Annotated in this window: 20 protein-coding genes and 3 pseudogenes; all 23 read left to right on the forward strand. The window is 53.3% G+C overall.

The window, feature by feature from the left end; genetic code table 11:
* The first annotated feature begins 113 nt into the window (after positions 1 to 113).
* Positions 114 to 686 (forward strand): sulfurtransferase TusA family protein, encoded by a 573-nt coding sequence (locus tag B0W44_RS13955; protein WP_077720557.1) that lies wholly within the window; start codon positions 114 to 116, stop codon positions 684 to 686.
* Positions 687 to 711: 25 nt separating this feature from the next.
* Positions 712 to 1845 carry an MBL fold metallo-hydrolase gene (locus B0W44_RS13960; RefSeq protein ID WP_077720558.1) on the forward strand — a complete coding sequence of 378 codons (1134 nt, stop codon included), beginning with the start codon at positions 712 to 714 and terminating at the stop codon, positions 1843 to 1845.
* Between the two features lie 26 nt (positions 1846 to 1871).
* Positions 1872 to 2099 carry a sulfurtransferase TusA family protein gene (locus tag B0W44_RS13965; RefSeq protein ID WP_077720559.1) on the forward strand — a complete coding sequence of 76 codons (228 nt, stop codon included), beginning with the start codon at positions 1872 to 1874 and terminating at the stop codon, positions 2097 to 2099.
* Positions 2100 to 2161: 62 nt separating this feature from the next.
* Positions 2162 to 2941: a sulfite exporter TauE/SafE family protein gene (locus B0W44_RS13970; RefSeq protein WP_077720560.1), complete on the forward strand. Its 780-nt coding sequence runs from the start codon at positions 2162 to 2164 to the stop codon at positions 2939 to 2941.
* Between the two features lie 198 nt (positions 2942 to 3139).
* Positions 3140 to 3766, forward strand: a complete 627-nt coding sequence (locus B0W44_RS13975; protein WP_077720561.1) for a class I SAM-dependent methyltransferase — start codon at positions 3140 to 3142, stop codon at positions 3764 to 3766.
* Positions 3723 to 3983, forward strand: a complete 261-nt coding sequence (locus B0W44_RS13980) for a metal-sensitive transcriptional regulator (protein ID WP_077720562.1) — start codon at positions 3723 to 3725, stop codon at positions 3981 to 3983. The genes B0W44_RS13975 and B0W44_RS13980 overlap by 44 nt, the downstream gene beginning before the upstream one ends.
* Positions 3984 to 4208: 225 nt before the next feature.
* Positions 4209 to 4361, forward strand: coding sequence for a cytochrome c oxidase subunit 2A (locus tag B0W44_RS17860; protein WP_149027028.1), 153 nt, complete (start codon positions 4209 to 4211; stop codon positions 4359 to 4361).
* Between the two features lie 24 nt (positions 4362 to 4385).
* A complete protein-coding gene (locus B0W44_RS13985; protein ID WP_077720563.1) occupies positions 4386 to 4868 on the forward strand; it encodes a cytochrome c oxidase subunit II in 483 nt (160 codons plus the stop codon).
* Positions 4868 to 6517 carry a b(o/a)3-type cytochrome-c oxidase subunit 1 gene (locus B0W44_RS13990; protein WP_077720564.1) on the forward strand — a complete coding sequence of 550 codons (1650 nt, stop codon included), beginning with the start codon at positions 4868 to 4870 and terminating at the stop codon, positions 6515 to 6517. The genes B0W44_RS13985 and B0W44_RS13990 overlap by 1 nt, the downstream gene beginning before the upstream one ends.
* 56 nt (positions 6518 to 6573) lie before the next feature.
* The gene (locus B0W44_RS13995; protein ID WP_077720565.1) at positions 6574 to 7161 is read left to right on the forward strand and encodes an SCO family protein; all 588 of its coding nucleotides are present in this window, start codon (positions 6574 to 6576) and stop codon (positions 7159 to 7161) included.
* Positions 7162 to 7308: 147 nt separating this feature from the next.
* On the forward strand, positions 7309 to 8415 hold the full coding sequence (locus B0W44_RS14000) for a sensor histidine kinase (RefSeq protein WP_077720566.1): 1107 nt from the start codon (positions 7309 to 7311) through the stop codon (positions 8413 to 8415).
* Entirely contained in the window at positions 8412 to 9104 is a 693-nt protein-coding gene (locus B0W44_RS14005; RefSeq protein ID WP_077720567.1) for a response regulator, read from the forward strand. Before B0W44_RS14000 ends, B0W44_RS14005 begins: the two co-directional genes overlap by 4 nt.
* A gap of 40 nt (positions 9105 to 9144) precedes the next feature.
* Positions 9145 to 9645: a CcdC family protein gene (locus B0W44_RS14010; protein ID WP_077720568.1), complete on the forward strand. Its 501-nt coding sequence runs from the start codon at positions 9145 to 9147 to the stop codon at positions 9643 to 9645.
* A gap of 89 nt (positions 9646 to 9734) precedes the next feature.
* On the forward strand, positions 9735 to 9893 hold the full coding sequence (locus tag B0W44_RS18245) for a hypothetical protein (protein WP_169835591.1): 159 nt from the start codon (positions 9735 to 9737) through the stop codon (positions 9891 to 9893).
* A gap of 384 nt (positions 9894 to 10277) precedes the next feature.
* Positions 10278 to 11800 (forward strand): annotated as a pseudogene (gene trpE / locus B0W44_RS19355) (anthranilate synthase component I).
* A gap of 7 nt (positions 11801 to 11807) precedes the next feature.
* Positions 11808 to 12829: pseudogene (trpD, locus tag B0W44_RS14020) on the forward strand (anthranilate phosphoribosyltransferase).
* A complete protein-coding gene (gene trpC / locus B0W44_RS14025) occupies positions 12819 to 13592 on the forward strand; it encodes an indole-3-glycerol phosphate synthase TrpC (protein WP_077720569.1) in 774 nt (257 codons plus the stop codon). The pseudogene trpD and the gene trpC overlap by 11 nt, the downstream one beginning before the upstream one ends.
* Positions 13589 to 14233 (forward strand): phosphoribosylanthranilate isomerase, encoded by a 645-nt coding sequence (locus tag B0W44_RS14030; protein ID WP_077720570.1) that lies wholly within the window; start codon positions 13589 to 13591, stop codon positions 14231 to 14233. Before trpC ends, B0W44_RS14030 begins: the two co-directional genes overlap by 4 nt.
* A pseudogene (gene trpB, locus B0W44_RS14035) lies at positions 14230 to 15437 on the forward strand (tryptophan synthase subunit beta). Before B0W44_RS14030 ends, trpB begins: the two are co-directional and overlap by 4 nt.
* The gene (trpA, locus tag B0W44_RS14040; protein WP_077720571.1) at positions 15434 to 16255 is read left to right on the forward strand and encodes a tryptophan synthase subunit alpha; all 822 of its coding nucleotides are present in this window, start codon (positions 15434 to 15436) and stop codon (positions 16253 to 16255) included. Before trpB ends, trpA begins: the two are co-directional and overlap by 4 nt.
* Before the next feature lie 56 nt (positions 16256 to 16311).
* Positions 16312 to 17418 (forward strand): histidinol-phosphate transaminase, encoded by a 1107-nt coding sequence (hisC, locus tag B0W44_RS14045; RefSeq protein ID WP_077720572.1) that lies wholly within the window; start codon positions 16312 to 16314, stop codon positions 17416 to 17418.
* Positions 17415 to 18536, forward strand: a complete 1122-nt coding sequence (locus B0W44_RS14050) for a prephenate dehydrogenase (RefSeq protein WP_228441185.1) — start codon at positions 17415 to 17417, stop codon at positions 18534 to 18536. Before hisC ends, B0W44_RS14050 begins: the two co-directional genes overlap by 4 nt.
* A 227-nt stretch (positions 18537 to 18763) precedes the next feature.
* Entirely contained in the window at positions 18764 to 19243 is a 480-nt protein-coding gene (locus B0W44_RS14055; protein ID WP_077720574.1) for a hypothetical protein, read from the forward strand.
* Positions 19244 to 19438 lie beyond the last annotated feature (195 nt).

Genomic DNA, 19438 nt, shown 5'->3' on the forward strand with positions numbered 1-19438 from the left:
TCATGCAACAAGAGTCTCGTGGCAAATCGCCGCGTTAAAATTTGCGGCCAAATATACCTATACCCGTAAATGTATATGGCGATAAACGAGCGCTTCTGAAGGGAGGTCTCACAGTGAAAATATCGGTAGACAAAGTGTTAGACGCCAAAGGTCTGTCCTGTCCCATGCCCATTGTGAAAACAAAGAAGGCGATGGACCATCTCGCACCCGGACAGGTCGTGGAAGTCCAGGCGACCGACAGAGGGTCTTTGGCCGACATTCAGGCGTGGGCCAAAAGCACTGGACATCAGTACTTGGGAACGACAGAGGAAGGTGATGTCCTGAAACATTACGTGCGAAAAGCCAACCCGAATGAAGAGAAAAAGGAAGCGAAGCACCCGCATGTCGCCGATTTGGAGGAACTTCGCCAAAAACTCGAAGCTGGAGAGAAGTTCACCATACTCGATGTACGGGAACCGGCGGAATACGCCTTCGGTCACATTCCCGGAGCCATATCGATTCCGCTGGGAGAGTTAGAACAACGCCTTGACGAACTCAACCGGGAAGATGACATTTACGTCATTTGCCGCACCGGGAACCGCAGCGATGTAGCCGCCCAACTGTTGGCGCAATCTGGATTTAAAAAGGTGAAAAACACAGTGCCGGGAATGACAGAGTGGACCGGCCCGACGGAAAAAACAACATGATCATTTTGAAGGAGGTCTGTTTAACATGACGGTACAACCGATGAGTGCAGCACAGCTGACGAGGAAAGTTATAGACAAAGAACCGCTGTTTATTTTGGACGTGCGCAATGAACGTGAATTTGCCGATTGGAAAGTTGAAGGCGAGAATTTTCAGATACTCAACAAGCCTTACTTTGAGCTGTTGGATGGAGTCGATTCCGTCGCCCACCAACTTCCGCAAGAGGAAGACATTCTCGTCGTTTGCGCCAAAGAAGGGTCAGCCAAGTACGTCGCAGAACGACTTTGTGATGCCGGTTTTAAACGCTTGTCTTACTTGCAAGGCGGGATGAAGGCGTGGAGCGAGCATTTAGAACCGGTCAAAATAGGTGAACTGAGCGGTGGCGGATCGATTTACCAATTCGTCCGCCTCGGGAAAGGGTGCCTCTCCTACGTCATTGAAGCAGACGGCGAGGCGGCCATCGTCGATGCGAACCGCATGGTGGATGCTTACACGCAGTTTGCAAAGGACAACGGTTTGTCCATCCGGCACATTATCGACACTCACGTTCACGCCGATCACATTTCGGGCGGCCGACGACTGGCAAAACAGACGGGGGCTCTTTACTGGCTGCCGCCGAAAGATGCGGAAGAAGTGACCTTCGATTACCGTCCTTTAGTGGACGGAACGTCAATCGCCCTCGGTGGAGGAAAAGTGGAAATCAAGGCCGTGCACACGCCGGGACACACGATCGGCAGCACGTCGCTCATCGTAGACGGTAAGTACTTGTTGACGGGGGATCTCTTGTTTGTGGCGTCCATCGGCCGTCCCGACCTCGCCGGCAAGGCAAAGGAATGGGTCGACGATTTACGCCATACACTGTACGAAACGTACAGGCAACTGCCAGGTCACCTCGTTGTACTGCCGGCACATTTCAGTGACATGAGGGAGTTAAATCCCAACGGAAGCGTACAGGAGAAGCTGGGCGAACTTTACCGCCATAACAAAGGGCTTAGAATCGAAAGCGATGACGAATTTCGCGTCACCGTCACGGAAAACTTACCGCCCCGGCCGAATGCTTATCAAGAAATTCGTCAAGTGAACATGGGAAAACTCCATCCGAACGCAGATGAACAAAGTGAAATGGAAATCGGGCCAAACCATTGCGCCGTTCACGAGTAATGTTTGTCGAAAGGGAGGTTGCTAAGATGCACAGGGATAAAGTGTTGGATGCAAAAGGTCTGTCTTGCCCGATGCCCATCGTCAAAACGAAAAAAGCGATGGACAGCCTCCAGTCAGGACAAGTGCTTGAAGTCCAGACGACAGATAAGGGATCTAGAAGCGACTTGGCCGCTTGGGCCAAGTCGAGTGGGCACACCTTGCTGGAGACAAAGGAAGAAGACGGTGTACTCACGTTCTTTATTCGCAAAAGCTAAACGAGGGAAGGGCATCCGTGTAAGAAGGGTGCCCTTCGTTTGTAAACAAAGGAGGAGAGTCGATGGCGGCTGAACTTATTATGACAATTTTCGCTATCGGTTTTATCGGATCTTTTATCTCCGGCATGGTCGGAATTGGCGGGTCGATCATTAAGTATCCGTTGCTTTTGTACGTGCCGCCGCTTCTCGGTTTGGCCGCGTTCAACGCGCATGAAGTGTCCGGGATCAGTGCCGTCCAAGTCTTTTTCGCGACAATCGGGGGAGTCTGGGCATTTCGCAAAGGCGGGTACTTGAATAAAAGTCTAATCGCGTATATGGGTGTGAGCACTGTAACCGGAAGCTTTATTGGGGGTTACGGCTCCAAGTTTTTGAGCGGTGACGCCATTAACGTCACGTACGCCGTCCTAGCGTCCATTGCGGCCGCGATGATGTTCGTCCCGAAAAAGGGAATCGACGAGCAACCGCTTGACCAGGTGACATTCCACAAGCTGCTAGCTTCCGCCATCTCCCTCACTGTCGGCATCGCCGCCGGGGTCGTCGGAGCGGCAGGGGCCTTTATTTTAGTCCCGCTCATGCTCGTCGTCTTAAAAATTCCGACTCGCATGGCGATCGCCAGTTCATTGGCTATCACCTTCATTTCTTCCATTGGCACGACCGTCGGAAAAGTGGCCACGGGACAAGTGTTGTTCTGGCCGGCTGTCGTCATGGTCATCGCCAGTTTGATCGCTTCACCCCTCGGGGCTACTGTCAGTCAGAGAATGAACACGAAGTGGTTGCAAGGTATTTTAGCGGTATTAATATTGGCTACGGCGGTGAACATTTGGGTCGACGTTTTAAAGTAGAGCCCCACGAAGCGTTGTTTGTACTCGCAAATGAACTGAATATGGTGTGATCACTTCCCTTGGGACTCATTCGCACGACACGTGCCAATGTCATAAGGACGAGTAGCGCGCATTTTCAGGTTAAAGGTCTGTCGTGGTATACTGTAAGTGTACGGTATACCTCTGGGGGTAAGGCGTTCTGAAAGGAGTCATGCCATCATGGCCGGACACCGGTTTAAACCTGAACACGTTCAGAAGTTGCACGATCCAAAACGGGTTCAGCTCCTCCCTCAAGAAGAAATTATCCGAAACCTCTGTATCGCCCCAGGAGACCGGGTGGCTGATCTGGGAGCGGGGAGCGGCTACTTTACCTTACCGATCGCAAAAGCGACGCAAACCAACGTGTATGCCGTTGACATCGAACCGAAAATGTTAGATGAACTCAAACGGAGAGCTGCAGCGGCAAACATTCACCACATTCAATCCGTTGTGAGCGATCTGGAAGACATCCCGCTAAAAGACGACTCAGTGGACAAGGTCATGGCAGCTTTCGTTTTACACGAAGTAGGAAACTTATCAAACGCTTTACAAGAGATGAAACGCATCCTCAAGCCGGGAGGAAGAGGACTCGTGCTAGAGTGGGAAGCCGTGGACACGGACGTGGGGCCGCCGGTCGCCGATCGGTTACCATCTGCACAGCTTGAGCAAACGTTGCGCCGGCACGGGTTTGACACAGTGTTGACCCATCCGCACGAAGCGTATTACGTCGTTCAGTTCACGCTGGCGAAGGGAGGGGAAAACGATGCACTATACGGAAGACATGAAAAACCGGATCAAACGCATTGAGGGACAAGCCCGCGGCATCTTGCGCATGATGGAAGAAGATAAAGAGTGCCGGGATGTCGTCCATCAATTGTCCGCTGTGCGTTCGGCTGTGGACCGGGTCATCCTGTACATCGTCGGGACGAACATGGAAGCGTGCATCCGAGAGCAGTTGGAAAACGGGGGAGACACCGAAGAGGTCATTAAGGAAGCCGTCCAGCTACTTGTCAAAAGCCGTTGAGAGTGTGAAGAACCGCAGAAAACCGTCAGGGACATTGTGATGCTGCAACGTCCTTGACGGTTTTTTATATTGAGGGAATTCAACAGCGCAATTCAGGGATTTCCCCGATAGGCGCGAGTCCTCCGTCCGCTTAAGATGAAGTTAAGGTATCCCGCCAGACTGAATCAGTCACCGGTTTCGGGATAAACCGAGGAGTTACGTAAAGTTGAGAGGAGGCATCGGCTTATGCCCAATCCGCAGGTGGAGCACAAAGTGACAGAGAAGCGAAAATTGGACGAAAAAAGTCAACTGAAGGGCACTTTCGTTTCCGTGATGATACTGGGTGCCTTGATCATTGTGTGTTGGGTGGGCGTATGGATGCTGTATTTATCCCGTTAGGCAAGAAAGGAGAAAAGCGGACCCATGAACATGCCCAAGTATGAAAAAATTTGGTTGCTTTTTGGGACCGGCACACTGCTCGTCTTTTTAATTGTCGTGGGAATTAGTGCATTTTATATGGGCAATCAGCCGCCGAGCTGTGCCGTGACACTCGATCCGCAAAAAGTGGATGAAACGCCTCCGTTTGACAAGCCAGGTCTCAAACAAATCGGCGACAACGAATACCAACTGGATATCGTGGCTTCTGCCTTTGACTACGACGTCGGCGCCGAGGACAAATTGGTGCGCATCCCGAAAGGGGCGACGGTTCATTTTAATGCCACGACGAAAGACGTCGTTCACGGATTCCAATTAGTCGGGACAAACGTCAATATGATGCTTGAACCGGGATACGTCAGTACGTACTCCAATACGTTCGACAAACCCGGAAAGTACACCCTTCTATGCAACGAATACTGCGGCGTCGGGCACCACATGATGGCCGCGACGATTGAGGTGACAGAGTAATGAAACCGTCCATCAGGAGTATTCATGCCGCTGATGCCAAATTGACGATGGCCCATCTCTTTGTCGCTTTTGGGGCGCTGTTTATCGGGGCGACAGCCGGTTTGCTGCAGACTCTCGTCCGTACCGGGAAGTTCACACTTCCGGCCGGCATTGGGTACTATCAAATTTTGACCGTTCACGGCGTTCTCTTGGGCCTCGTGTTGACGACATTTTTCATCATCGGTTTTGTACTGGCCACACAGAGCAAAACAGCCGGGGCGTACAGCGCGGGAGAACGCAAATGGGCATGGACCGGCTTTATCTTGATGACTGTCGGGGTAGCGATAACGTCCACGTACATTTTGCTCAACGAAGCCTCTGTCTTATATACGTTTTATGCGCCGCTCATGGCACACCCGGGCTTCTACATCGGGCTCGCCCTCGTCGTCGTCGGCAGTTGGCTGGAAGGGTTTGTCGTCTTCCGCCGCCACGCCAGGTGGAGGAGAGAAAACCCAGGCGAGCGCTCTCCGCTGTTAAGCTACATGGGCGTTGTGACCATGCTGTTGTGGCTCATTGCGACACTGGGGGTCGCGGCGACTGTCTTGCTTCAATTTATCCCGTGGTCCCTCGGCTTTACGGAGACGATTGATGTCCTCGTCAGCCGGACGTTGTTCTGGTATTTCGGGCACCCCCTCGTCTATTTCTGGCTGTTACCTGCCTACATGTGCTGGTACGCCATCGTGCCCAAAATCATCGGCGGAAAAATTTTCTCGGATTCGCTGGCCCGCATGTCGTTTATCCTGTTTTTGCTGTTTTCGTTCCCGGTCGGGTTCCACCACCAGTTGACGGAGCCGGGCATTGATCCGTTCTGGAAGTATTTGCAAGTCGTGTTGACATTTATGGTGGTCATTCCATCTCTCATGACGGCATTTGCTCTTTTTGCCACGTTTGAAATGCGCGGCCGGGAGCTGGGAGCCAAGGGCTTGTTCGGCTGGCTGAAAAAGATGCCTTGGAAAGATGTCCGCTTTCTGGCGCCGTTCGTCGGCATGTTGATGTTTATCCCGGGCGGTATCGGCGGCATTATTAACGCCTCGAACCAAATGAACCAAGTTGTGCACAACACGATCTGGGTGACGGGACACTTTCACTTAGCAGTGGCGACGACCGTCGTCCTGACGTTTTTCGGCGTCACGTACTGGCTCGTCCCCTCCATAACAGGTAGAAAATTGACGGCGAGCATGAACAAACTGGGAATTGTTCAAACGGTATTTTGGGCAGTGGGCATGTTAATCATGTCAGGGGCGATGCACTGGCATGGGCTTCTTGGAGGACCGCGCCGCTCCGCGTTCTCAGAATACGCGGGCAATGCGGATACGACTTCATGGGGAGCGTATCAAATGGCACAAGCCATCGGTGGGTCGATTCTATTCGTCGGGATGGTGCTCATGCTCGTCATCTTCGTCTACCTCGCCTTCTTGGCTCCTAAAGGTGAAGAGGAGTTTCCGGTTGCCACCGTTTCTGAGGCGGCCGTTCCGACACCGAAAGTGTTGGAAAACTGGAAGCTGTGGATTGGCGTCACATGCGCGCTCATCTTGTTTGCCTACACGATACCGTTTATCGACATTGTCCAGAACGCGCCCCCGGGATCTCAAGGTTATAAGTTGTGGTAAGAGTGAAGGGGGAGAAGCTTTGGCTTCCCCCGCTCTGTTTATGGGAGGGAAGAGACTTGAAAAAATTGTACATCGCGTTTGTCGTGCTGCTTATTTTGGGCATTTCTTCAGGTGTCCTCTATTTGAAAGTCATCAGACCCGGAAACGCAGAACTGCCGAAAGACGTCGTGATGGAAACGGCGTTTGGAGACGAGTATTCATTCGCCGATCCTCCGAAAAAGGCGAAGTTGATTGAGTTTATGTACACGAATTGTCCCGATGTATGCCCGGTCACGTCTCTCGAAATGTCAAAAGTCCGCAACGCCCTGGAAAGAGAGGGGGTCTTCGGGGATAAGGTGGAATTCATCACCATCACTATCGACCCCAAACACGATACTCAAGACGTGTTACAGGATTACGCCAAACGGTTTGAAGTGACGTCAGATGACGAAGGTTGGGTGTTCTTAAGGGGGTCCGAGGAGGACACGAAAAAACTGGCGGACTCCCTCGGCTTTCTATACCGCGATCCCGGAACAGGCGACATCATTCACTCCACTTACACCTATTTTTTGGATGAAGACAACAACCTTCTGGAACAGTTTACAATGGGGCAAGGGTTTGACAGGGAAAAAGTGTTCAAACGCATTATGAGTACTGTGAACTGAACAGCAGCGTCTTGTGAAAAGTGTTTGTCTTTTCTGTTAAGAAGATCGTAACGCTTTATGTAAAAACGGTGACAAAGCGCTTTGCGTCCCCCCTCCGGTGCTATGATGGATGTATGAGATTCGACGTTCTTTGGGAGGGGGATCAACATGCTAGTAGAAAACGGAGAGTACCGTGTCGCTCTCGATGACCCCTATCGGGCAGAGGACGGCAATCCGTGGAAGGAGTTACTGCATGTGATGGACTCTCTGACAGACGGGATATTCCTCTTGGACCAGGCGAAACGCGTCGTCGGAGTGAACCGGACGGCACAAAAAATGCTGGGATGGACCGAAGAAGAGTGGCAGCAAGGATTTGATTTTTGCCGTCAGGCGTGTGACGGCGTCGTTTCGGAATACAACGACGAGGGGTTATCCAATTGCGCCAATTGCCGTATTTTTCAGGAGAACTGCCCTTACGTGGAAATGGTGTTGCGCAAAAAGAACGGCGAACGCCTGGCCGTCACGGCGAGCAGCACGGTCATGGAGGCAAAGCAGGACCAGCCCGTGTGTACAGTGATGGCCATTCGCGACATTTCCAAACAGAAAAGACGGGCGAAAGAGCATCTGTCGCAACGGTTGAGCAACAAATTGATGCAAGCGCTGGAAGATGAACGAAAGCGAATCTCGAAAGAATTGCACGACGGTATCGGTCAAAGCCTGTTCGGCATTCAAATGACGTTAAATTTGCTGAAGGATCGATTTGAGCAGTTGGGACTGGAGGAATATTACCGGAATTTGTACGACATGACGACGCAGACGTTGGAAGACGTGCGCCATATTTGCACGGAACTTCGCCCTTCGATCTTAGATGACCTCGGACTGGTGCCGGCGATCCGCTCGTACGTCAAAAGGATGCAGTCTTCCGTCCCCTTTGAGGTGACGTTTAAGTACAACGCCAACGTGCGGTTGGACCCCCATATGGAGACGGCGTTGTTCCGCATTTTTCAGGAGGCGCTCAGCAACGCAGTCAAGTATTCAGAAGCGGAGCAGTTTACCGTCGATTTATCCTGTGGGGAGAACGGTGTCGCATTGACCATCGAAGATGACGGGAAAGGTTTTTTACCGGAGGAGATCGGTGAAAACGGCTGCGGTTTAGGTCTGCTCGGAATGAAAGAGCGCGTCGCCCAGCTAAACGGATGTATCGACATCGATTCCGAGATCGGACGGGGAACGCGCATACACGTCGCGCTGCCAGAAAGGGGGCTCCGTCAATGACAGAGACGGTCCGCATTTTAATCGCAGACGATCACGTCATCGTCCGTTCTGGTTTAAGCTTGTTGTTGTCCCGTTGTCCGGATTTTGACATTGTTGGTGAGGCGAGCGACGGGAGAGAGGCCGTGCAAAAGGCGTTGCAGTTGCGTCCGGACGTCGTCATCATGGATCTCAGTATGCCGCCGGGCAAGGACGGCATATCCGCCACTGTCGAGATGAAAAGGGAACTGCCGGACACCCATGTGCTCATTTTGACCATGCACGATGACGAAGAGTATTTGTTTCGCGTGCTAAAGGCCGGTGCCTCCGGCTTCATTGTGAAAAACGCCCTCGATTCTGAACTGATCACTGCCGTCCGCGCCGTCAACAGCGGTCAAGTCTACTTGTACCCGACTGCGGCCAAACAGTTGGTGGAAGATTTTCTGCAACATGGCGACGAGGAAAAAGTGCCGGACGTATACCGCGTCCTTTCAGAACGGGAACGGGAGATTTTAACCCTTATTGCCAAAGGTTATTCGAATAAAGAAATTGCCGAACTGTTGGTCATCAGTGTCAAAACGGTGGAAAGCCACAAAGCGCACATCATGGAAAAACTCGGCCTCTCCACGCGTCCCCAGCTCGTTCACTACGCCATAAAAAAGGGACTGTTAGATTTGGACTTTGAGGACCATTTGGTGTCGCCGGAAATTTAAGTTATAATCGTAGCCGAGAACAGTGGTTGTCAACGGAGAGATGCCCGTGTTACCTTCGAGCTTAAATCTTCACGTGTTAAGCACGGTCGGTTTTATGTGCATGGCCTTGATTGTTTTTCTGATGCGCGCCCGTGCAGCGAAAAGACCGGCGACCGTCAAACGGATTCTCATGCCGCCTATCGGCATGAGTACCGGTTTCTTGATGTTTCTAGTGCCTGAAACGCATATCCCGCTGTCGTTTGCCCTTGTCGCTTTCCTCGTCGGCATCATGTTTTCTCTCCCTTTAATCCGAACCACGAGGATGGAAGTCGTGAACGAACACGTTTACGTCAAGCCGTCAAAGGCCTTTCCCCTCATTTTGTTCGGGCTGCTCGTCATCCGAATCGTGCTCCACGACTACGTCCAACATTACATCTCGGTGCTGCAGACGGCATCCGTCTTTTTCATTCTCGCCTTCGGCATGCTTGGAACGTGGCGTTTCGCCATGTATTGCCAATTCCGCAAACTGGAGAGGCAGCGTCCTTGGAGAGTAACGGGATAAATCGCGCACGCGCTGCGCATAAAACACTGCCCAGTGTCCAAAGTAAAGAAAGACATACATGTCACGATCACGAGATCGGAGGGTGTTTGATGGCAAAGCAGAAAAACAGGCGCGATACGGAACCGACTGTCGCTCCGGGTATCGACGGCGATGAAGAGTTAAATCAAAAAGCAACGGCAAAAGAGACTGAACAGGGTGAAAGCACCGAGGTGACGACACTGTCGTACGACGAAGTCGATCCGAGTTGAAACGGAAGGTCTGTCCTCCCCTTAGCCCCAACACTGTCGATGTAGACTCTAGCCCCGATCCTATCGTACAGGTCGGGGCGTTTTTCGTCCACTGTCCATTCTCACACTACCAAGAACGACATCGTTCAAAATAGGAAAACGGTTGAAACGTTCTGCGCACATTTCATTTTTTCTCGTTGACACAAACAGCGCGAAGCGGTATGCTATACGTAAGACGAGGAGAGTAGAGTTGAGATGAGAACTGAACACGAGTGGAGAAAAGCGGAGCCTGGAATTTAATGTATCTGAACGAAGGATCTAACCAGGGTCAGGCGTACCGTGGTTTTTTATTTTCCCTCACGTTTTCATCTCTTCTCTTCGAACATTTCGAAGGGAGGGAAACACTTGATATATCCCCAGTTTGAGCAAGTCCTCACTTTATCCCGCACGTTCAATGTCATTCCCATCTGTCAAACGTTTCTTGCCGACACGGAAACACCTATCGGTCTTTTTCAAAAATTGAAACGAGCGGAATACGCCTTCTTACTGGAAAGTGTGGAAGGCGGGACGAGGTGGGCGCGCTATTCATTCGTCGGGAGTGATCCGTTTCTCGTATTTACAGCTAAAGACGGACGAGGGTCTGTCCGGCACCGCTCCGGAAAACGTGAAGAGATCACTGGGAATCCGATGGAAGAACTGCAGCGGTTAGCGGAGCGCTACCGCGCACCGCAATACGACGGCTTTCCACCGTTTCTTGGCGGAGGCGTCGGGTCTCTCGGATACGAGTCACTGGCGTACGTAGAAAAGTTGCCGGTGCCTGATGCTGATCCCGTTCAATCACACGACATTCACTTCATGTTTTACGACAAGCTGTGCGTGTTTGACCATCTGAAACAGCAGGTGGTGGCCGTTCGCCTGTTACACGTCCCGGAGCCCCCCCACGTGAAGAACAGCTTCGCCGGCTGTACGACGAGACTATTGCAGAACTGAACGCGTGGATCAATACATTGCGACGTCAACCGGAGGACCACCTCACGAGCCCGAACGTGCAGGACGGGAAGAACGTGACACCTGTCCCATACCGTTCCAATGTGACGAAAGCTGCCTACTTGTCTTGTGTAGAAAAAGCAAAAGCTTACATTCGGGCGGGCGATATATTTCAGGTGGTGCTCTCACAACGTTTGGAAGTAGAAGTGACGGCTGATCCGTTTAACGTGTACCGTGTGCTCCGAACGCTCAACCCTTCGCCCTACATGTACGTGTTGCAAATGGGGGATGAGACCGTCGTCGGCACGTCGCCTGAACTGTTGGTGAAGGTCACCGACGGGCTGGTGGAAACGCGGCCCATTGCCGGTACGCGGAAGCGTGCAGCCTCCGTTGAGGAAGACGACCGGCTTGCAGAAGAGCTGCTCAAGGACGAAAAAGAGCGGGCTGAACACTTAATGCTCGTGGACTTGGGGAGGAATGACGTTGGCCGCGTCACCGAATACGGCACTGTCAAAGTCGCCCAGTTCATGGAAATTGAACGCTATTCCCATGTCATGCACATGGTGTCGCACGTGACGGGGAAGTTGAAAAAAGGTGTCAGTCCGTTCCGAGCCCTGACGTCTTGCTTGCCGGCGGGCACAGTTTCCGGTGCTCCGAAACTGAGGGCGATGGAAATTATCGCTGAATTGGAAGGAGAGAGGCGGGGAATATACGCCGGAGGCATCGGGTATTTGGCTTTCTCCGGCAACCTGGATACGTGTATCGCCATTCGCACGATCGTATTCAAAAACGGTAAAGCGTACGTTCAGGCAGGGGGAGGAATCGTCGCCGATTCCGTCCCGGAGAACGAGTACGAGGAATCGATCAATAAGGCGCGTGCCATGCTGACGGCATTGGCTCACGCGGAAAATATGTTTCAACCTATGGCACAGAGGAGCTGAGAAGAGGATGCAGGACAGTTTGAAGCGAGTCGTCGAAGGACAGAATTTGTCCCGACGAGAGGCAGCTCACGTGATGGAGCAGTTTATGGAAGGGAAAGCAACCCCTTCCCAAATGGGCGCTTTTTTGGCGGCACTCAGGATGAAAGGCGAAACAGTGGACGAGATTACCGGTTTTGCCGAAATCATGCGCCGCAAAGTGGTGCCGGTGAAGCAATCGTTTCATAACACGGTCGATACGTGTGGTACCGGAGGTGACGGCGGCCGAACGTTTAACGTCTCCACCGCCACATCTATCCTCGCTGCGAGCGTAGGGGTTCCAGTGGCCAAACACGGCAATCGATCCGTCTCCAGCAAGAGCGGCAGTGCCGATGTGCTGGAAGCCCTTGGTATCGGAGCCCAGATGTCGGCTGAAGAAGCAGAAACAGCGCTCCAACAAATCGGTATTTGTTTCATGTTTGCCCCGCTGTACCACCAGTCGATGCGCCACGTCATGCCGACGCGCAAAGAGCTGGGGATTCGGACGTGCTTTAACATCCTCGGACCGTTGACGAATCCTGCTGGAGTGAAACGCCAACTGTTAGGGGTGTACAGTCAGTCCTTGACCGAACTCCTCGCTTCTGTTTTAAACGAGTTGGGGTCCGACCGGGCACTAGTCGTGTCCAGCGACGACGGACTGGACGAGATATCGGTCAGCGCGCCGACGCAAATTAGCGAACTGAAAGACGGACAGGTGACGACGTACAGTATCACGCCGGAGGCTTTAGGTCTTGCCCGTTATCCCTCCGTGACGTCGCAGGAGGAGACGCCACTCAGAACGCAGCCATCATTCGCGACATTTTCTCCGGCAAAAAGGGAGCTGCGCGGGACATCGTGTTGGCCAACACGGCTGCTGTTCTGTACGTGGCTGGTGTCGTCGACAGTTTGCGAGAAGGGGTACGCCTCGCCGCCGAAGCCGTAGACAGCGGTACGGCAACGGCGAAGCTAAATGAAATGGTTGCCTTTGCAGGAGGAAAGCAGCATGTTTCTTGAACGCATCCTGGAAGAGAAGAAGAAGGAAGTCGAACAGTTAAAACAACGCCGCGACGCTTTCCCCGAGACGCGGGCTGTGCGCCGGTCACTGTCACAAGCACTGAAAGAGGGGCCGCAGCAGTTCGGCTTGATCGCCGAAGTGAAAAAGGCTTCCCCGTCAAAAGGGCTGATCCGCGCCGATTTTGATCCGACGGCTATCGCCTGCCGTTACGCATCGGCGGGGGCCCAAGCCGTGTCAGTGCTTACGGACAAGACGTTTTTCCAAGGAGATTTGTCCTATTTGACAAGTATTCGGAAAGTAGTCGATCTTCCGCTGTTGCGAAAGGACTTTATCATTGACCGCATTCAAATAGACGAAAGTGTCGCTTTTGGAGCGGACGCCATTTTATTAATTGCCGCAGCCCTTGAGCAGAAGCAGTTGACCGATCTTTGCCGGTACGCCCAGAAGCGCGGACTGGAAGTGTTGCTGGAAATTCACACGGAAGAAGAACTGGCTCCGGCTATTGAAGCCCAACCAGACGTCATCGGGATTAACAACCGCAATTTGCACACGTTTGACGTCTCGCTAGATGTGACGCGTCGTCTCATACGTCACATCCCGCAAACCATTCCCGTCGTGAGTGAAAGCGGCATTTCAACTCCGGAAGTGATGCAGGAACTGCAAACACTTGGCCTTTCGGGGGTGCTTGTCGGCGAATTTCTCATGCGGCAGGAAGACGTTGCAGACGGCATTCACTATTTAAGGGGAGTCCCCGCCAGATGAAGGTGACGGTTAAAATGTGCGGATTGCGTTCGGAGGACGATGTCGCGTCCTTACGCAACCTGCCTGTCCAGTTTGCCGGATTTGTGCTGGCGCCGAGCAAACGTAAGATTACAATAAATACATTATGTAAACTAAAGACACTGCTGCCGCATTGCGTCACACCGGTTGCTGTCATGGTCAACCCGACACAAAAGGAAGTGGATGACGTCATCGACCGGGCAGGAGTGACGACGTTACAGTTGCACGGGGATGAATCGCCTGACTGGTGCCGGGCGTTGCGCAAACGGCATGGGTCGATTGCGCTCATTAAGGCGCTGGCAGCCCGAGGAAAAGAGACGGTAGAACAGATGGCAACGTACGGTGACATCGTCGACACTTTTTTGATTGACACTTACCAGCCTGACGCACGCGGCGGAACCGGGAAGACCTTTCGGTGGGAAGACATCCCTGCTTATCTCGAAGCTGCTCGGGAAGTTAGGAAACCGCTTTGGATTGCCGGCGGACTGACGCCGGAAAATGTGCAGCAACTGTTGACGCGTTATCGACCGGACGGTGTCGACGTGTCGAGCGGCGTTGAAAAAAACGGGGTAAAGTCCGCGGAACGTATGCAGCAATTCGTACAAAGGGTGAGAGCGATATGACGAGGACGAAGACTGTACCGGATGAGCGGGGGCGTTTCGGCCCCTTTGGCGGGCAGTATGTACCGGAAACACTGATGAACGCTTTGGAAGAATTGGAGCAGGGATTCAAAAGCGCTTCGGCGGATGCCACTTTTCACAAAGAGTTGCACGCGTTGATGGTGCAGTACTCGGGACGGCCGACTCCGCTTTACTTCTGCCGCCGGCTGACGGAAAAGTGCGGCGGGGCGCGCATTTACTTAAAGCGGGAAGATTTAAATCACACAGGCGCACACAAAGTGAATAACACGTTAGGGCAGGGCCTTTTGGCCAAAAAATGGGCAAACAAAAAATCATTGCCGAGACGGGAGCCGGACAGCACGGGGTCGCGTCAGCGACAGTGGCGGCTTTGCTCGGCCTTGAGTGCAAAGTGTTTATGGGCGAGGAAGACATTCAGAGGCAACGCTTGAACGTCTTTCGGATGGAGTTGTTAGGGGCTGAAGTCGTCCCCGTCTCATTGGGTTCGGCGACGTTAAAAGACGCGGTTAACGAGGCGATCCGTTACTGGGTGAGCCACGTCGACGACACGTTTTACATGATCGGATCTGTCGTCGGCCCCCATCCTTATCCTCTCATTGTGCGCGATTTCCAGCGCGTCATCGGCGATGAGACGCGGCAGCAGTTTTTGAAAGAACAGGGAGAACTGCCTGGCCACGTCATCGCGTGCGTCGGCGGCGGCAGTAACGCCATCGGCATGTTTACTGCGTTCGTCGACGATGAAGACGTCCAGCTGCACGGTGTGGAAGCGGCCGGTGAAGGACTGAATACGTCGGCGCACGCCGCCACGCTGTCACAAGGGGTCCCCGGCGTGTTACACGGGTCCCTTACGTATCTGTTGCAAGATGAGCACGGCCAGGTGTTGCCCGCCCACTCCATCTCAGCCGGACTGGATTACCCGGGAGTAGGCCCAGAACACGCCTATTTAAAAGAAGCAGGGCGTGTGCGCTACACAGCCGTCACAGATGACGAAGCCCTCGACGCCGTGGCAAAACTGTCGCGAACCGAAGGGATTCTGCCGGCCCTCGAGTCGGCGCACGCCGTTGCGGAAGCCATAAAAATGGCGCCTGAACTCCCGCCGGAACAGTCTGTCGTCGTCTGTCTCTCCGGCCGGGGCGACAAAGATGTGCACACTATCCGTGAAGCACTGAAGGGAGCTGGGGGAGAATGAGAACACAAGCGGACAATCGCATCCAGCAGGCGTTTGACAGACAAGCACATCCTCTTTTCATCCCGTATGTGACGGCGGGAGATCCCCATCCGGACGTCACAGTCGATTTGCTCCTGACACTGGAAGAGGCGGGAGCGGACATCATTGAGCTTGGGGTGCCTTATTCTGACCCCCTCGCAGACGGTCCGGTGATTCAAAATGCCTCCAACCGCGCTCTGCAACACGGCGTGACGTTGAGCAAAGTGCTTGAGATGGGAAAGGAGGCGCGCCTGAGAGGCGTGAGTGTTCCCTTAGTGCTGTTTACGTATGTAAATCCCGTTTTCCGCATGGGTATCGAGGTGCTGTGCCGCCGGGCAAAAGCGGCGGGGTTTGACGGGATGATCGTTCCCGACTTGCCGATGGAAGAAAACGGGGAATTACTTGAAGCGGCAAAACGGCATCATTTGGCGTTCATTCCCCTCGTGGCCCCCACGTCGAACGAACGGATGGAGCGCATTGTAGCCGGCGCCCGGGGGTTTGTCTACTGTGTGTCGTCCCTGGGCACGACAGGGACGCGCGATACGTTCTCCGACGACGTCATTCCTTTTCTCCGCCGCGTCCGGGCACTAAGCGCTGTCCCGACTGCCGTAGGTTTCGGTGTATCCAAGCGGGAACACGTTGAAGCATTTGCGCCTCACGTCGACGCCGTCGTCGTCGGCAGTGCGCTCGTGCGTGAAATTCAAGCCGTCGGTGACAAACTGCTGCACCCGAACCGGGAAAGAAGACAAGCTGGTCACGCCCATATTCGGGGGTTTGTCAGAATGCTCAAAAACGGGTAAACTTAGGAGAAAAAACGAGGGGCTTTTGACACCCCCTCTTTGAGGAGACATGTCAGATGCAACCGAAACCTACCGTACAAGGTTTACCCGTCTATCAGCCGGGAAAACCGATTGATGAAGTGAAACGGGAATACGGACTGCAGCACGTCATTAAACTGGCGTCAAACGAAAACCCGTTCGGCTGTTCACCTTACGTCCTCGAACATTTGCTGCCCAGTGCGAAAGAGGCAGCTCTTTACCCGGACGGAGCTGCGCGGGAATTGCGGGAGCAGATGGCCCGCCACCTCGGGATCGAAGAGGGGCAGCTATTGTTCGGCAACGGGTCGGACGAACTCGTACAGTTGATATCGCGCTGTTATTTACAACCGGGGACGAACGCCGTCATGGCAGACGTGACCTTTCCCCGCTATGAAACGAATTGCCGGATCGAAGGAGCTGACGTCATCAAAGTGCCGTTAAAAGACGGTACCCACGATTTAGACGCCATGGCCCAAGCGGTCAACGACGAGACGAAAGTCGTCTGGCTGTGCAACCCGAACAACCCGACCGGGACGATGGTGACTCACGACGACGTCGTCCAGTTTTTGGACCAGATCCCGTCATCGGCGCTCGTCGTCATGGACGAAGCTTACGTCGAGTACGTCACGGATGACCGATTCCCGGACTCGCTATCACTGTTGAGCGAATATCCGAACCTCATCATTCTCAGAACATTTTCTAAAATTTACGGACTGGCGTCCTTACGTGTCGGATACGGGATTGCGTCCCCTGACATCCTCACCGAGCTCAACCGTGTACGCGAACCGTTTAACGTCAACGCGTTGGCGCAACGAGCTGGTGTGCTCGCACTGGAAGACCAGTCGTTTGTTCAGGACTGCCGCACGAAAAACACGTCCGGAATTGAGCAGCTGACGTCCGCTTTTGACCGTCTAAACATGCGCTACTTCCCGTCACAGGCCAATTTTGTCTTTGTGCAAACAGGGGTGCCGTCCGAAGAAGTGTTTCAACATTTATTGGAACAAGGCATTATCGTTCGCCACGACACGTCATGGGGTTTTCCGACGGGCATTCGCGTCACGATCGGCAGTCAAGAGGAAAATGCGGCGTTCATACAAGCGTTGGAACAATTTATTCAGAAGCGAGGACGAGAACGCGTTTTATGAAAGAGATCGAGCAAGTCAGCATTGTAGGTGTCGGGTTGATTGGCGGGTCCCTCGGCCTCGTCTTTCGGCAGCACGGCATCCGCGTCGTGGGCTTCGACAAGGACGCTGAAAGCCTTAAACGCGCTGCAGCGCTAGGCGTCATCGATGAGGGGATCCCGCAATTGGTGAAAGCCGTATCGGACTCTGACGTGATCATCGTCTGCACGCCGGTTCGTACGATACGTGCCATCTTAGAACAGCTGTCCGCGATCTCGCTGAAACCGGGTGCGATTGTGACGGATACGGGGAGTACCAAAAAGGAGCTCGCGGACTTTGCCAAACGTTTGCGCTGGCAAAACGGGAGCTACATCGGGGCACACCCGATGGCGGGGTCACACCGTTCAGGGGTTGAAGCGGCAACGTCTGATTTGTTTGAAAATGCGTATTACGTCTTGACCCCGTCTAAGGAAACACCTCTGTCCACAGTGGAAAAGCTGACAAAGCTGTTGAAATTCACTCGGGCGAAAATTGTCCAAATGACGGCGGACGAACATGACCGGATCATGGCTGCTATCAGTCACTGGCCCCACGTATTGGCTGCCATGCTCGTCAATCAAGTTGGAGAGTACAACAAGCGCAACGGGTGGTACCATACGCTGGCGGCTGGGGGGTTTCGCGACTTCACGCGCATCGCTTCCAGCGATCCAAAAATGTGGCGCGACATTACGCTAACGAACCGCGTTCCCATCCTGACGATGTTGGAACACTGGCAACGCGAGCTCAGTCAGTTTCGGCACATGCTCTTGAACGAGCAGGAGGAAGACCTGGAGGCATTCTTTCTCGGGGCAAAGCGGTTCCGCGATCAACTGCCAAAGCGGGCACGTGGCTCCCTGCCGCGCGTTTACGAATGTTACGTTGACGTTCCCGACCATCCTGGCAGTATCGGCAAAGTGGCCACGCTGCTCGGAAACAAAGGCATCAGCCTGGCTAACATCGGCATTTTGGAAAACCGAGAGGAAGTGGCCGGCGTTCTCAGACTGGCATTTTACAAAGAAGCCGACTACGACCGCGCCGTTTCCGTGTTGAAAGAACACGGCTATCCGGTGTATCCGGCGGAGAGGGAGAACGGGAACCGTTGAGACAGGGTAAGGAGCGAAAGTTGACAATGTTAAAAAAAGTATTGACGCCATGATAGCGTTTTCGTTATACTTACAGTACAGTATGGTTTCTCTCCACTCCTATCTACTAACGCTTTGCGTGCACCACTGCCTGTGGCGGTGGTTCTTTTTTTGGTCGTGGGACATACGTTGTAACTGAGGTTGAAGCGATACTCACATAATATCGTCTTGTACAGGGGTGGTGCGATGTGAGCAAACAAGTAGTACGTTGGTGCTGTGAATACGCGTTTGTGTTTACATCACTGGCTGTATTAAAAAATGTGTTTTTTCCGTTTATGCTGTGGCTGTGGTTTGTCCCGGGAGATCTCACGGCTGCCTTGCAGGAGGCCACATTCCTCATCTTTAGCGTCATTTCCATCATCCTTCTTCTCAGCCTCGGGTCCATCAGCCGCCACCGTTACGGTCTTGCGATCTGGCACGTCACGTTAGCGACATTTCTCCTCAATGTTCCGTTTATCGTGCTAGGACTGTTTCCCGTTACGCGGTCGTGGGCAGAAGGGTGGTGGAGTGTGATAGGCGACGGAATAGAGCTGTGGGTGCCGGCATTTTCATCGGTGAAAGGGTGGCTGTTGTTCCCCATTAGTCTCTTTTTCGTTTTAGCAGGGCGCCGTTTTTACGTTCGCGACCAGAAACAGGCAGCAAAGCCGTCCCCGTCCAAGCTAACGTGACGGCAATACGCCGCAGCAGAAGAGTGGGGCGCGGGCTTCAAAGGGATGCCGTGTAACGGTCGCCCTTTTAGGATTTGTCTTGAGTCAACCTTTTCCCTTCACTGCACACATGACACGGCACGCGATTGTCACTGCACTGACTGTAAACGCCAGACTGCGTGGAGCACGGGCGCTAAATTTGATACAATCATCTCA

It is taken from the genome of Novibacillus thermophilus, assembly GCF_002005165.1.
Lineage (GTDB): Bacteria > Bacillota > Bacilli > Thermoactinomycetales > Novibacillaceae > Novibacillus > Novibacillus thermophilus.

What these genes read in the sequence shown, in the direction of transcription:
- B0W44_RS13960 (WP_077720558.1), top strand. Translation starts at nt 712, where the DNA reads ATGACGGTACAACCGATGAGTGCAGCACAGCTGACGAGGAAAGTTATA.
- B0W44_RS13965 (WP_077720559.1), top strand. Translation starts at nt 1,872, where the DNA reads ATGCACAGGGATAAAGTGTTGGATGCAAAAGGTCTGTCTTGCCCGATG.
- B0W44_RS13970 (WP_077720560.1), top strand. Translation starts at nt 2,162, where the DNA reads ATGGCGGCTGAACTTATTATGACAATTTTCGCTATCGGTTTTATCGGA.
- B0W44_RS13975 (WP_077720561.1), top strand. Translation starts at nt 3,140, where the DNA reads ATGGCCGGACACCGGTTTAAACCTGAACACGTTCAGAAGTTGCACGAT.
- B0W44_RS13980 (WP_077720562.1), top strand. Translation starts at nt 3,723, where the DNA reads ATGCACTATACGGAAGACATGAAAAACCGGATCAAACGCATTGAGGGA.
- B0W44_RS17860 (WP_149027028.1), top strand. Translation starts at nt 4,209, where the DNA reads ATGCCCAATCCGCAGGTGGAGCACAAAGTGACAGAGAAGCGAAAATTG.
- B0W44_RS13985 (WP_077720563.1), top strand. Translation starts at nt 4,386, where the DNA reads ATGAACATGCCCAAGTATGAAAAAATTTGGTTGCTTTTTGGGACCGGC.
- B0W44_RS13990 (WP_077720564.1), top strand. Translation starts at nt 4,868, where the DNA reads ATGAAACCGTCCATCAGGAGTATTCATGCCGCTGATGCCAAATTGACG.
- B0W44_RS14000 (WP_077720566.1), top strand. Translation starts at nt 7,309, where the DNA reads ATGCTAGTAGAAAACGGAGAGTACCGTGTCGCTCTCGATGACCCCTAT.
- B0W44_RS14005 (WP_077720567.1), top strand. Translation starts at nt 8,412, where the DNA reads ATGACAGAGACGGTCCGCATTTTAATCGCAGACGATCACGTCATCGTC.
- B0W44_RS14010 (WP_077720568.1), top strand. Translation starts at nt 9,145, where the DNA reads ATGCCCGTGTTACCTTCGAGCTTAAATCTTCACGTGTTAAGCACGGTC.
- B0W44_RS18245 (WP_169835591.1), top strand. Translation starts at nt 9,735, where the DNA reads ATGGCAAAGCAGAAAAACAGGCGCGATACGGAACCGACTGTCGCTCCG.
- trpC (WP_077720569.1), top strand. Translation starts at nt 12,819, where the DNA reads ATGTTTCTTGAACGCATCCTGGAAGAGAAGAAGAAGGAAGTCGAACAG.
- B0W44_RS14030 (WP_077720570.1), top strand. Translation starts at nt 13,589, where the DNA reads ATGAAGGTGACGGTTAAAATGTGCGGATTGCGTTCGGAGGACGATGTC.
- trpA (WP_077720571.1), top strand. Translation starts at nt 15,434, where the DNA reads ATGAGAACACAAGCGGACAATCGCATCCAGCAGGCGTTTGACAGACAA.
- hisC (WP_077720572.1), top strand. Translation starts at nt 16,312, where the DNA reads ATGCAACCGAAACCTACCGTACAAGGTTTACCCGTCTATCAGCCGGGA.
- B0W44_RS14050 (WP_228441185.1), top strand. Translation starts at nt 17,415, where the DNA reads ATGAAAGAGATCGAGCAAGTCAGCATTGTAGGTGTCGGGTTGATTGGC.